Here is a 13,360-nt window from a genome sequence, read left to right as displayed (position 1 = left end):
CGTGTGCGTCTACGACTGCGTGTCGCTGTACTCGGCACGATACAGCTGCCGCTTGGGCGCACGCGTGCGCTGCTGCGTCTCCCAGCCTTCGGCGAGTCCCACCTTGGCATTCGATGGCGGCAGCATCGTCTTGCCGCGCACGAGATCGGACGCGCGTTCGGCGAGCATGATGGTCGGCGCGTTGAGGTTGCCGTTGGGCTCGGTCGGAAACACCGACGAGTCGATCACGCGCAAGCCCGTCATGCCGCGCACACGCAACGCGGAGTCGACCACCGCCATGTCGTCCTCGCCCATCCGGCACGAGCCACACGGATGCATGGTGCTTTCCAGATTCGCCCGCACGAATGCGTCGATTTCGTCGTCGGTCTGCACGTCGGGGCCGGGAGCGAGTTCGACATCGCGGAACCGGTCCATCGCGGGCTGCCCGATGATCTCGCGCGTGAGCCGCACGCAGCGCCGGAAGCCCTCGCGGTCCTCTTCGCGGTCCAGATAGTTGAAGCGGATCTCCGGATGCACGTACGGGTCCGCCGATGTGAGCCGCACGTGGCCCCGGCTCTTCGGTTTGTTCGGGCCCGTGAGCACCATGAAGCCGTGCCCCTTGAAGGGCTTGTCGCCGTCGTAGCGCATCGCGGCCGGCAGGAAATGGAACTGGATATCGGGCCAGCGCAGCCCCGCTTCCGAGCGGATGAAGCCGCCCGCCTCGAAATGGTTGCTCGCGCCAAGACCATCCTTGAACAGCAGCCAGCGCAATCCGATCAAAAACTTGTGCCACGGGTCCATCTGGCCGTTGAGCGTGACCGGCTCCTTGCAGCCGTACTGGATGTAGATCTCGGCGTGATCCTGCAGATTCATGCCGACGCCCGGCAGTGCATGCTTGACTTCCACGCCCGCCGCGCGCAACGCGTCGGCGGGCCCTATGCCTGAGCGCTGCAGCAGATGCGGCGAGCCGATCGGCCCCGACGAAATCAGCACCTCGGCACGGCAACGCGCCGTATGCGTCACGCCGCCCCGGTCGTAGACCACGCCGGTCGCGCGCTTACCCTCGACGATCACCTGCCGCGTCATCGCGTTCGTGACCACGTGCAGGTTCGGGCGGCTCATTGCCGGGCGCAGATAGGCGTTGGCCGTCGACCAGCGCACGCCGTCCTTCACCGTCATGTGCATCGCGCCGAAGCCTTCCTGCATGTGTCCGTTGCAGTCGTCCGTCTGGATGTAGCCGGCCTGCACGCCCGCTTCGATCCATGCGCCGTACAACGGGTTCTCCATGTTGTTGCCGTTGTTCGTGGAGAGCGGCCCGTTCGACCCGCGATACTGGTCGCCACCGAACTTGTAATTTTCGGCGCGACGAAAGTACGGCAGGCAATTGCGGTAGCCCCAGCCGCGCGCGCCCAGTTCCTCCCATTCGTCGAAGTCGTAGGCGTGGCCGCGAATATAGACGAGCCCGTTGATCGACGACGATCCGCCCAGCACCTTGCCGCGCGGGCAATGCAGTTGGCGTCCGTTCAGATGCGGCTCCGGCGCGGTCTGATATTTCCAGTTGAACTTGCGCGTGTTCATCGGCATCGAGAACGCGCTCGGCATCTGGATGATGATGCTGCGGTCGCTGCCGCCGTATTCGAGCACCAGCACGCTCACGGATGGGTCCTCGGTAAGGCGATTGGCCAGCACGCAGCCCGCCGATCCCGCACCCACGATGATGTAGTCGTATTGCCCGCTTTCCATGATGAATTCCTGATTCGTTATCCTGACGATATGCCTTAGAAGCGCCGGTCGCCCGTGGTGTACTGAGGCATGGCCTTTTCGATCTGCGAGATCAGTGCGTCCTCGCGGCGCAGATCGAGCGAGCGGCTCAGCAGGTAGTACGCGATGCCCGAGACGAACAACCCGACGAGCCACGCGAGGTCCACGCTGCCCATCGCCCGCGCAAACGGGCCGACATAGACTTCGTTGGCGCCGTCGAAGATGCAGAAGAACGGAACCATCGCCGCGAAGCCGATCGCATACGACATCAGGCCGCGCGCGCCCCACATGCCGTAGATGTTGTCATGCGGCAGGAAGAAGTGCGGGATCGCATAACGGCCCTTGCGCACGAAGAAGTAATCCGTGAGATTCACCGCCGTCCAGGGCACGAGGAAATAGAGCATCACGACGAGGTAGATGTTTAGAACCGAGAGTCCCTTGCCCGACGTATAGATGCTGAGCGCGACGCCCAGCTGAAGCACCACGACGAAGAGAATCGCCAGCACGCGCACGCGGGGCGTGGGCTCGATCTTCCTGAACGAATCGAGGCCCGTGATCGCCGTGAGCTTCGCGCTGTAGATGTTCATCGCAATCACGGGAAGGAACGCCACGATCGTGACCGCCACCACCACGCTCCCGAGCCGCGGCGACAGATCGCTGCCCACCTGGTTGAGCGCCACGAGCACATCGGTGGCGTGCAGGTGATCGCCAAGCCAGCCGCCAACCGCGATCATCCACGCACCCGAGAGCGAAGCCCCAAGGAACACGGCGGTGATCAAGCGGCCGCTCGGCGTGTTCTTCGGCAGATAGCGCGAATAGTCGGACACATAGGGCGCGTAGGCGATGTTGTAGCTCGCGGCGGCGGCGAACTGCGTGATGAACCCGGTCAAGGTAAAGCCAAGCGGCGCGGGCTGCGGCGTACCGGGAAGCGCCGCCGGCAGCGGCAGATCGGGCACCCAATGCATGAGCACCGCCAGCGTGACGATCCCGTACAGCGGCAGCGAGAGATACAGCGCCCACTTGAAGCTGCGATGCATCCAGTCGTGGCCGAGAATCGCGAGGATCGCCGCAGGCACGGTCACGACGAGCGCCACCCTGAGCGGGTCCCAGCCGAACAGCGCCTTGAGCCCTTGCATCATCAGCACGAGGTTCACGATGTTGAAGCCCGCGAACACGAACAGCGTGGCGAGCAGCACGAGCACCACGCCCCGATAACCGAACTGCGCTCGCGACTGGATCATCTGCGGCAGGCCCAGATGCGGCCCCTGCGAGCCGTGAAACGCCATGAACAACGTGCCGAACATGATGCCTAGTGTGCCGGCGATGGTCGTCCAGAGCGCACTCAGTCCGACGCTCGGCCCGACGAAGCCGATGGTCATCGTGAAGAACGTGAAGTTGCCGAGGAACCAGAACGGCCCCTGACGCGATAGCCGGTCGGTTCGTTCGCTCTCCGGAATGAAATCGATCGAATGCCCCTCGATCGCGCCGTGCTCGCCTGAGGCGGCTGTAGATGCTGCGATCGTTGCTGCGACTCTGTCGTGTGCTTCCATCGTGTGCCCCATGTCGTAATGGACGATGCTGCGTGAAGATAAGATGCGCGTTAAGACATCGCCTCAGGCGTCGTTCAGCGTGATCCAGACGGCTTTCGTCTCCATCAGCGAGTCGAGTTGCTCGGAGCCGAGGTCCTTGCCAAAGCCCGACTCCTTGAAGCCGCCGAACGGCATCGCGGGATCGATCGTGCTGTGCGCGTTCACGTAGACGCTGCCGACGCGCAGCTTCGGCACCAGCGCATGCACGCGGTTCAGGTCGCGCGAATAGATCGCGGCGGCAAGGCCATAAGGCGTGTCGTTCGCGAGCGCGACGGCCTCGCTCAAGTCGTCGAACGGAGCGCTCACCAGCACGGGGCCGAAGATTTCCTCCTTCACGATCCGCATGTCGGCGCGGCAATGCGTGAAGATCGTTGGTTGAACGAAGTAACCTGAGCCTTCCACATTGCGCCCGCCGTACACGAGCTCCGCGCCTTCGCTGCGGCCCGTCTCGATCCAGGACGTCACGCGCGCCTTCTGCTGCGCCGAAACCAGCGGGCTGATGAAGCAACCGGGGTCGAGACCCGGCGCAATCTTGAGCGTACGCGTGTAGTCGATCAGCGCGGCGACAAAGCGCTCGTGTACGCCGCGCTGCACGTAGAGGCGGCTGCCCGCGTCGCATACCTGCCCCGAGTTGAAGAACATGCCGTTGGCCACGGCGCGCGCCGCGGCCTCGATGTCCGCGTCGTCGAGCACGAGCACCGGGGACTTGCCGCCCAATTCCAGCGTGACGCGCTTGACGCCGTCAACCGCCGCGCTGCCGACGCCGCGCCCCACCGCTGTGGAGCCCGTGAACGTCACTTTGTCGATGCCGGGATGGCGCGCCATGGCCGCGCCGATCACGTTGCCGCGCCCGGTCACGACATTCACCACACCATCGGGAATGCCGGCCTCCTGCACGAGCTGTGCGAAGCGCAGCGTCGAGAGCGAGGTCAGCTCCGCAGGCTTGATCACCGCCGTGCAGCCCGCCGCGAGCGCGGCGGCCAGCTTCCATGCCAGGGTTTGCAGCGGGAAATTCCACGGCACGATGATGCCGACCACGCCCACCGGCTCCTTGCGCGTATAGGCCAGGTAGTGGCCGGGCAGCGAAGGCTCGACGGTGCGGCCGTGCAGCTTGGAAGCCCAGCCCGCGAAATAGCGATACGTATCGACGGTGCCCTGGATATCCACGTCGCGCGCATGCGCCACCGACTTGCCGACGTCGATCGACTCGATCTCGGCAAGCTCGTCCGCGTGGGCCTCGATGAGATCGGCGAGGCGGTGCAACAGGCGCTCGCGTTCGAGCGGCTTCAGACGCCGCCACGCACCGCCGTCGAACTGCGCGCGCGCCGCCGCGACCGCGCGATCGAGGTCGGCGGTCGTGGCGAGCGGAATCTGCGTGATGACGCCTTCGGTAGACGGCTCGATCACGTCGAGCACCTCGCCGTCGCCGCCCGAAACGAACGCACCGTCGATCAACATGCGTTGCGGCTGTTCGAGAAAGCGCCGCGTCTGGTCGCGCACGCAGAACTGCTCCAGATAGTTTCGTACGATGGAATCCATCGTTATCTCCCGATATTGCGCGGCGCCGTGCGGGCGCATCGCGCTTTCATGTTGCGTGCCGTTGCCGGCGCACATGCTGTGGATGCCGTCGATGCCTCAGCGCCGCTGCTGGCTGCGCGCGTGAAAGATGAAGCCGATGGAATTCAGCAGCAGTTGGGCAGCGAGAATCGGCGTGACGCCTGCCGGATCGTAGGCCGGGGCCACCTCGACGAGATCCATGCCCACGACGTTGCCGTGGCTGCGGCGCGCGAGCCCCTGGATGATTTCGAGCACCTCGTAGTAGGTGAAGCCGCCATGGCTCGGCGTGCCCGTGCCCGGCGCGATGGACGGATCGAAGCCGTCGATGTCGATCGTGATGTAGTAAGCGCGCCCTTCGGGAATGCGTGCCAGCACGGCCTCGGTGCCCAGCCGGCGCACGTCGCGCACCGAGAGAATGTCGGAGCCCGCTGCGCGCGCCGCATCGTAGTCGCTACGGTTCGACGAAGACACGTTGCGGATGCCCAGTTGCGTCATGCCGCTGATATGCTGCATTTCCGAGGCGCGCCGCAGCGGATTGCCGTGCCCGTAGCGCACGCCATGACGCTCGTCGACGAAATCCAGATGCGCGTCGAAGTGCACGATATGAATGGGGCCGCGGCCCTCGAATGCCTGGATCACGGGCGCGTGAATCGAATGATCGCCGCCGAGCGTGATGGGCATCGCGCCGTTCGAGAGGATCTTGCGCACCGCGCTTTCGATGTTGGCATTGCTCGCCGCCATGTCGGTATGGACAATGTCGGCGTCGCCCACGTCCACCATGCGGACCTGGTCGCGCGTCAGATAGAGCGCGTCGTCTTCGTGGTCGTAAGCGCCCGCATGGCCGAACGAGAACAGCGTGGACGCTTCGCGAATGCTGCGTGGTCCGAAGCGTGCGCCCGAGCGCCACTGCGTTCCCATGTCGTTGGGTGCGCCAAGAATCGCCACATCGGCGTCGATGCGGTCCCAGTCGAGGCAGACCGGCGATTTCGCGAATGTGCAGTGTCCGACGAACGGCAAATCGAGCCGCCCGCTTTCGTAGGTATTGCCCGGCATGAGTGTCTCCGTGTGTGATCCGCTGGCTGATCCAGTCCCTAATCGGCAAGCGATCGGTGAACGATCGGTGAACGACCCGGTTTTTGTCGAGCCGCCGCTTTGAGACACTATGTGCGTGTTTTTTTTGACCAAAAATCCCGGGTATCAGATGTTCATATCGGAATATCCGAAGCAAGCGATCATGGAGAGCGCGGGCAATGATGCAACTGCAAGACGTGGATCTCAAACTACTCAGGGTTTTCATGCATGTCGTGCGATGCGGCGGCTTCTCGGCGGCCCAGGCGACGCTGAACGTGAGCCAGTCGACCATCAGCGAGCAGATGACCACGCTCGAAGCGCGCCTCGGCCTCAAGCTGTGCGAGCGCGGCCGCGGCGGCTTCCGTCTGACCGAGCACGGCCTCGCGACCTATGAGGCGGCCCAGCGCCTGCAGGTTGCCGTGGAGGCGTTCTGCATGGACACGGACGCGCTCAAGCAACATATCGCGGGCCGGCTCTATCTGGGCATCATCGACAACACGGTGACGGACAGCGCCTCGCCGCTGCCGCAGGCCTTGCAGAGGTTCGTCTCGCGCGGCGACGACGTGCATGTCGACGTCTATATCGGTACGCCGGCGGAGCTGGAAGAGCGCGTGCTCGACGGCCGGCTCCATGTCGCGATCGGCCACTTCCCGATCCACGTGCCGGGCCTCGCCTACTCCGAACTCTATCTTGAGCCCGATGGGCTCTACTGCGGCAAGGGGAACCCGCTCTTTGCCGGCGCGCGGGAAAACGGCATTCAGACCGAAGCCATCGCCACGAGCCGCATTGCCGCGCGCGGCTACCTGCAACAGCACGATCTGAAGATGCTCAGCGCGAGCAAGGCCTCGGCGACCGTCGACAATGTCGAGGCGCAGGCGATCCTGATTCTCTCGGGGGCATACATAGGATTCCTGCCGAATCACTACGCGGCACGCTGGGTCGAGCGCGACGAGATGCGGCGCATCGGTCCCGAGCAGTTCGGCATGCAGTCGCCCTTTTGCGCGGCGACGCGCCGGGCGTCTGCCGTGCCCTCGATTCTGCAGGCCTTTATGGTCGACCTGCACGAAGTCTGGGTGCATGAACACGCAGGCTAGCACGCGGACGAAAAGCGGCCCGCGCGCCACAAATAGCCGCGCGCCCGCGTGCTTGCGCGGGCGGCCAGGCGGGGCTGCGGCCAGGTCATGCGACCATGCCGCGACGGTCAGGAGGTCGCGAAGCGAATGCGACGGTCACTCCGGTCACTCCCCGCCATGCCCTCGATCAGCGCGGCGACGTTCTCCGCCGTGGCCGCCGACAAGGTCCAGCCCAGATGCCCGTGCCCCGTGTTGTAGAACACGCCCGGCATGCGCCCCTTGCCGACTTTCGGCAACATGCTCGGTAACATAGGCCGCAGGCCCGCCCACGGGATCACACGCGAGGTGCTGACCTGCGGAAACAGTCGCCGCGTCCATTCGACGAGCGGCGCGACACGGTCCGCGCGAATATCGCGGTTAAAGCCGTTGATCTCGGCCGTGCCGGCCACACGGAACCTGTCGGCGCCCAGCCGGCTCGTGACGATCTTCGCGCTCTCGTCGAGCAAGCTGACCCATGGCGCCGCGCGCTGGCTCATCTCGTCGTCCAGGCACACGGTAATCGAATAGCCCTTCACCGGATAAACGTTCACGCGATCGCCCAGCATCGACGCGAATGCGCGACTGTTGACGCCCGCGCAAACGACGATGCGATCAAACCTTTCGTCGTGCGAAACACCTTGCTCCGTCGCACAAATCGTGAAAACGCCGTCCGAATCACGCTGGATCGCCGTGATCTGCGTGTCGTGGTGGAACTCCACGCCGTGCCGCATGCACGCTTGCGTCAGGCCGCGCGTGAACTTGTGGATGTCGCCGGTCGAATCGGAGGGCGTGAAGAAACCGCCGAAAAACGCCCCTTCGAGCGTGGGCTCGATCTGCCGGATCTCGGCCGCCGTCACGGGCCTGCGGTCGAGTCCGCCTTCGTTCAGGATGGCGTTGACCTTTGCGGAGGCATCGAAGCTCTTGCGATCCTTGAAAATGTGCAGAATACCGCGCTGCTCCAGGTCGAATTCGATCTCTTCCTTGCGCGCGGTCTCGAACAGGTGCTCGCGGGCCGCCATGGCGAGGCGCACCGTTTCGAGCGTGTTCGCCCGATAGTTCGGGATCTGCCGCAGGAACTCGGCCATCCACGAGTATTTGTGCCAACCTGGCAGCGGATTCACGAGCAGCGGCGCATCGCGCGTGAGCATCCAGCGCAGGCCTTTGAGGACGGTGGCGGTGCTGTTCCAGACTTCGGCGTTGCACGCGGAGAGTTGGCCGCCGTTCGCGAACGAGGTTTCCATCGCGCTATAGCGATGGCGTTCGAACACGGTAACGCGAAAACCGCGTTTTGCGAGGGCGTAAGCGGTCGTGACGCCGGTAATCCCGGCGCCAATGATGGCGATTCGTGACATGACATGGTCCAGATTGGATTGAGCACTGTCGTTTCCGACACCTGTGCCCCATCTGTCCATGTACCTGAGAGTTTCTTTCCGTGCCGGCACTGCACGCGCAAGACGCGCCGGACGGAAATCTCCTTCGGTGGGCGCGTTCGCGCCGCTCTCCAGATGTTCTCGCCGCAGGGTCCTTGTGCCTGAGAGTTTCCGGGGCGGTTGCTCCGTCGGCGCCGTCGAGTGCTTTCGCAGTGACGGTCTCTCCCGCTGCAGTTGATCGAACAGCGCAAAGATAGCGGGACGTTATTGCGGCTGCAAGCGTTTTTTCGCCCAGGCTGATTCAATCGATTCACAGGCGCCCATTCAAAAGCCGCTGCATCCGTGCCTCATCGAAGCGCGCACACTCGGTTTTGAGCCAGTCTGAAAAGAGCGCAGTACGCGGGTCGTCGGGGTTGCGGGAAAGCAGCACGTAGCGCGCAGGCGCGCGCACATGCTGGCCGAACACGTCGACAAGCCGGCCACTCACGATCTCGTCGTGAACCAGCGCCGAGCGGCCCATCGCCACGCCTTGATGGTTCAACGCGGCGGTCATGGCCAGGCTGGAGAAGTTGAATTGCGGACCGTCCAGATGCCCGGTCCACTCAGGACGGGCTTGCGCAAGCCAACTGCGCCACTCCACGAATTCCGGCGCGCCCGCCCAGGGCGCGGCGTCGTGCAGCAGCGTGACACCGTCGAGCGACGCTCCCGCCGCGAAGCCGGGATGCTGCGCCAGATAGGCGGGCGTCGCGACGGGAAACAGATATTCATCGAGGACGACATCCGCGTGCAGCCGGTTGTATTGGACGGGGTCGTAACGCAACGCCACGTCGATATCGTCGATATTCATGGCTTGCCGGTCCAGCATCTGGAACTCGGCTTTCAGGCGCACGCAGACGCCCGGCTGTTGCCGGTGGAATTCGGTTAAACGCGGCATCAGCCATTGCAGCGCGAGCGACGGCAGACAACTTACCTGTAGAGGCGCGTTCGACATGCCGAGTGTTTGAAGCGTCTGATTGATATCCGCGAACGCACTCGATATCGTTCCCAAAAGGACCTCGCCCTTTTCGGTCAGCTTCAGCCCACGCGCCTGGCGCACAAAAAGGGCATAACCGAGCCGGTCCTCCAAATGACGAATCTGCTGGCTCACGGCGCTTTGCGTCAGGTTGAACGCCTGCGCGGTTTTCGTGAAGCTCAGGAGGCGGCCCGCCGTTTCAAAACACAGCAGCGCGCCAAGGATCGAACCGTCCAATCGACTAAGCATAAGTCAGGCTAATGCATCCATTAAAAATCAACGCTTTTTTGCGGCCCGTGAGAATCGTAGCATTGCTAGTCTTGAATCTGTATAAGCGAATCCTGGGTAAATCATGCACGCCCCGTTCCAATCGACCGAGCTATTAGCTGAACTACACTCTCGCCGCCCACTGCTGTGGCTGAATCCCGATGTCGGCAGCCCTTTGCCCCACGATGCCCCTTCGTTCGACGACATTGCCAGTGCCGAGGCGAGGCTGGCCCGCTGCGAACCGCTGATGGCCGAGCTTTTTCCCGAACTAGCCGAACGCGCGGGAAAAGTGGAGTCGTGCCTGATGCCCGCCAATGGCTTGCGAGATGCGCTATCGCCATCAAGCGAGGAGCAAGGCGCCTGGTTCATCAAACGCGACGACGCCTTGCCGATCGCCGGTTCCGTCAAGGCGCGCGGCGGCTTTCACGAAGTCCTCGCGCTCGCCGAGTCGATCGCCATCGAACACGGGTTGCTCAATGCCGATGGAGATCGGCGAATCCTCGCGTCAGCCGCCGCACGAAAGTTGTTTTCGGAGCAAGCGGTTATCGTTGGCAGTACTGGCAATCTCGGTTTGAGTATTGGTGTGATGGCTGCCGCGCTGGGGTTCGAGGCTGTCGTTCATATGTCCACGGACGCGAAGCCGTGGAAGAAGGAGCGCCTAAGGAGACGTGGTGTTCGAGTGGTCGAACACGACGGCGACTATGCGCAAGCCGTCGCTGCCGGACGGTCGGAGGCGCGGAATCAGCCACACTGCCACTTTGTTGACGACGAACGCTCCTTGATGCTGTTTCTGGGCTACGCCGCGGGCGCTCGCCATCTGGCGGTGCAACTGGCCGAGGCTGGCCGCATCGTGGATGCGGCGCATCCGCTCTTCGTCTATATCCCGTGTGGGGTCGGCGGCGCGCCGGGTGGCATCACCTATGGCCTGAAAGCGTTGTTCGGCGAGCACGTTCATTGCTTTTTTGCCGAGCCCGTTGCCTCGCCGTGCATGCTGGTTCAGCTTGCGCTAAGTCGCGACAAGCCCGTATCTGTGTACGATGTGGGCCTGGACAATCGCACCGAGGCTGATGGCCTTGCCGTCGCGCTGGCGTCGCACCTTGTCAGTCCGTTGATGGCATCCCAGCTGTCAGGTGTATTCACCGTAAGCGACAATCAGCTCTACGAATGCTTGCTCGCCATGCAACGCGTCATGGGAGTGGAACTGGAGCCATCGGCGGCGGCGGCCATCGGTGGCCCGGGCTGGCTGACACAATCGCCCGGCGGCCGCCACTACCTGCGTAGCCTCAATGCCGGCATGTGCCAGGCGACACACGTAATCTGGACTACGGGTGGATCGCTGGTCCCACCGGAGGAGCACCGCCGCTTCCAGTCTCACGCGAAAGCGCTCGGCCGCTTGTGAGTAGTGGGGCACCTGCGCAAGCGCATTTGCGTCGCGCCATCGGGTTTTGGCCAATCCGAAGCGCGACGCGAATAAAGCGAAAAAAAGCTTATAGATCAAGCGATTGTGAGCACGTCACCCAAATCAGGACGGGCTCTGCCCGCCCAACCCTGAACTACTCGTTCTCTTCGAAGTAGTGGCCGAACTTGACCTGCTTCGTGCGGATATAACGCTCGTTTTCCTCACGCATAGGAATCGCCAGCGCGACGCGCTCGATCACCGGAATACCGTGCTTCGAAAGCGTGTCGAACTTCTTCGGGTTGTTGCTCATCAGGCGCACCGAAGTGACTTTGAGCATACGCAGGATCGCCGCCGCCGAATCGTATTCGCGCGCGTCGTCAGGCAGGCCAAGGTCGAGATTCGCCTCGACCGTGTCGCGGCCCTGCTCCTGCAGTTGATACGCGCGGATCTTGTTCGACAGGCCGATGCCGCGGCCTTCGTGGCCACGCAGATAGAGCAGCACGCCGCGGCCTTCGGCGGCGATGTAGCGCAGCGCAAGATCGAGCTGTTCGCCGCAATCGCAGCGATAGGAACCGAACACGTCGCCGGTCAGACATTCGGAATGCAGGCGCGCGAGCACGGGCTCGCCGCTACCCACGTCGCCCATCACGAGCGCGCAGTGTTCGGCGCCGCCGTCCTTCACGCGGTAGACGTAGGACTCGAAGGTGCCGTAACGGGTCGGCAGCGTGGCGCTCGCGTCAAGCACGACGCATTCGTTGGCGTTATCGCCGTCAGCGCAGGACGGCTCTTGAAGCGTAGGCATGATCTGGAACAAATGGCTGGCAAAAACCGGCCTGAAGCCGGGTTGGAGTTAGGAATCGGAGTGTACCGCCATTTGGCCAGGGCCGCCCCGCCCCTCGCGGGCGCCCCGACGATGGCCGGGGGACGCGCGCGGGAGCGCACAGCGCCGCGCACGGGCCAACCCCGCGCATACCCCAACGCCGCGCGAGCGGCCATCCGCCTATACTTCAAAGGCTTTCATAGCTTGCTTTTCGGCAATAAGCGGACAATGAACGCACCAATCGAACGACAAGAAGGACGAACTGGAGTCGCCCTATGACGAGCGTTGCACAGGTACTTAAATCCAAGCCGGAACAGGTGGTCCACACGATCGGCGCCCACGATTCCGTCTACGACGCCATCCGCCTGATGGCCGACAAGCAGATCGGCGCCCTGGTCGTCGTCGACGGCGGCGCGATCGTGGGCATCGTCACCGAGCGCGATTACGCGCGCAAGATCGTGCTGATGGACCGCTCGTCGAAAACGACTGCCGTGCGCGACATCATGAGCCCGCACGTGCGTTTCGTGCAGCTCGACCAGACCACCTATGACTGCATGGCGCTCATGACCGAGCGGCGCATGCGTCACCTGCCGGTCATGGAAGACGGCAAGCTCGTCGGCATGGTGTCGATCGGCGACCTGGTGAAGGAAATCATCGCCGAGCAGCAGTTCACCATCTCGCAGCTCGAGCACTACATCACCGGCGGTCCTGGCACCTGACCGCGCTGCCGCATCCTTTCATACGTTCGAGCGCACAGGCTTCAGCGAAAAAAGCCCAATCCGGGGTGGGTTGGGCGAAGCCACCTTGCGGCGGCGGAGGTTCGACGCATGAAAATTCGCGCGACGGTGTGGAGCGTGGCATAACCGGCTAACGCCAGGCGCGACCCGCGCAACACGGGCCGCGTGTTTCGTCACGCCGCGACGACAGCAGGTTTGCAACAGATTTGGGCTAAAGCGCGTTCCGGCTCAATGGCCGCTCAGTTACCGCTTAGTTACCGCTCAATTACCGAAATACACGCGCTGCGACGGTGCGATCGTCTCAGGCTGGGTGCCCGATTGCGATGAACCCGTCGATGCGCCGCCATAGCCGGTGTCGGCGTTCGGCTGCGTCTGCGCGACACCCTGTCCTTGTTCCTGCGAAACACGCGCTTCCGCGGCCTGGATATCGCTCGGATAGTTGGAGTCGTTGGCAGTTGCCGGGTTGTAGCCGGCCTGTTCGATCTGGATCAGCTCGGCGCGGACCTCGGCGCGGGTTTTGGGAGCATTGTTCTGGTCCACCGACTGCGCATAGGACAATGCCGGTGCGGCCACGAGTGCCGCGACGAACGCGGCCTGAATCAGGGTACGAGCCTTCATGATATTTACCTCCATCGCTTGTTGTGCCCGGCCTCGACGCCGCGATGCTAATCGGCTCGCGTCGGGCC

The 13,360-nt window shown here is 63.6% G+C and carries 11 protein-coding genes and 1 riboswitch; of the genes, 3 read left to right on the top strand and 8 right to left on the bottom strand.

What is annotated here, in order from left to right; translation table 11 throughout:
- Positions 1-9: 9 nt before the first annotated feature.
- The 4 genes from betA to speB all read right to left on the bottom strand — a co-directional run bounded on the left by betA (position 10) and on the right by speB (position 5,939).
- The gene (gene betA / locus B0G62_RS23625; protein ID WP_103706626.1) at positions 10-1,722 is read right to left on the bottom strand and encodes a choline dehydrogenase; all 1,713 of its coding nucleotides are present in this window, start codon (positions 1,720-1,722) and stop codon (positions 10-12) included.
- Between the two features lie 35 nt (positions 1,723-1,757).
- Positions 1,758-3,290: a purine-cytosine permease family protein gene (locus B0G62_RS23620; protein ID WP_103706660.1), complete on the bottom strand. Its 1,533-nt coding sequence runs from the start codon at positions 3,288-3,290 to the stop codon at positions 1,758-1,760.
- Between the two features lie 63 nt (positions 3,291-3,353).
- Positions 3,354-4,868, bottom strand: a complete 1,515-nt coding sequence (locus B0G62_RS23615; protein ID WP_103706659.1) for an aldehyde dehydrogenase family protein — start codon at positions 4,866-4,868, stop codon at positions 3,354-3,356.
- Positions 4,869-4,964: 96 nt separating this feature from the next.
- Positions 4,965-5,939: an agmatinase gene (gene speB, locus B0G62_RS23610; protein ID WP_103706625.1), complete on the bottom strand. Its 975-nt coding sequence runs from the start codon at positions 5,937-5,939 to the stop codon at positions 4,965-4,967.
- A gap of 197 nt (positions 5,940-6,136) precedes the next feature.
- Between speB and B0G62_RS23605 the strand changes: the two genes are divergently transcribed.
- Positions 6,137-7,051: a LysR family transcriptional regulator gene (locus tag B0G62_RS23605; protein ID WP_103706624.1), complete on the top strand. Its 915-nt coding sequence runs from the start codon at positions 6,137-6,139 to the stop codon at positions 7,049-7,051.
- A gap of 107 nt (positions 7,052-7,158) precedes the next feature.
- Here the strand turns inward: B0G62_RS23605 and B0G62_RS23600 are convergent, their stop codons facing one another.
- Entirely contained in the window at positions 7,159-8,421 is a 1,263-nt protein-coding gene (locus B0G62_RS23600) for a D-amino acid dehydrogenase (protein WP_103706623.1), read from the bottom strand.
- Between the two features lie 158 nt (positions 8,422-8,579).
- Positions 8,580-8,677, bottom strand: a riboswitch (glycine riboswitch).
- Positions 8,678-8,749: 72 nt separating this feature from the next.
- Entirely contained in the window at positions 8,750-9,700 is a 951-nt protein-coding gene (locus B0G62_RS23595; RefSeq protein ID WP_103706622.1) for a LysR substrate-binding domain-containing protein, read from the bottom strand.
- Positions 9,701-9,803: 103 nt separating this feature from the next.
- Between B0G62_RS23595 and B0G62_RS23590 the strand changes: the two genes are divergently transcribed.
- The gene (locus tag B0G62_RS23590) at positions 9,804-11,117 is read left to right on the top strand and encodes a D-serine ammonia-lyase (protein ID WP_103706621.1); all 1,314 of its coding nucleotides are present in this window, start codon (positions 9,804-9,806) and stop codon (positions 11,115-11,117) included.
- A gap of 154 nt (positions 11,118-11,271) precedes the next feature.
- On the opposite strand, the gene ribA is transcribed toward B0G62_RS23590, so the two are convergent.
- On the bottom strand, positions 11,272-11,919 hold the full coding sequence (gene ribA, locus B0G62_RS23585) for a GTP cyclohydrolase II (RefSeq protein ID WP_103706658.1): 648 nt from the start codon (positions 11,917-11,919) through the stop codon (positions 11,272-11,274).
- Between the two features lie 293 nt (positions 11,920-12,212).
- Here ribA and B0G62_RS23580 point away from each other — a divergent pair, with 293 nt between their 5' ends.
- Positions 12,213-12,656: a CBS domain-containing protein gene (locus B0G62_RS23580; protein ID WP_103706620.1), complete on the top strand. Its 444-nt coding sequence runs from the start codon at positions 12,213-12,215 to the stop codon at positions 12,654-12,656.
- A 279-nt stretch (positions 12,657-12,935) separates the two neighbouring features.
- Here the strand turns inward: B0G62_RS23580 and B0G62_RS23575 are convergent, their stop codons facing one another.
- Positions 12,936-13,292: a DUF4148 domain-containing protein gene (locus B0G62_RS23575; RefSeq protein WP_103706619.1), complete on the bottom strand. Its 357-nt coding sequence runs from the start codon at positions 13,290-13,292 to the stop codon at positions 12,936-12,938.
- Positions 13,293-13,360: the final 68 nt, after the last annotated feature.

The sequence above is a fragment of the Paraburkholderia eburnea genome (assembly GCF_002917095.1).
Classification (GTDB): Bacteria; Pseudomonadota; Gammaproteobacteria; order Burkholderiales; family Burkholderiaceae; genus Paraburkholderia; species Paraburkholderia eburnea.
This window is presented reverse-complemented; position numbering and strand designations above follow the sequence as displayed.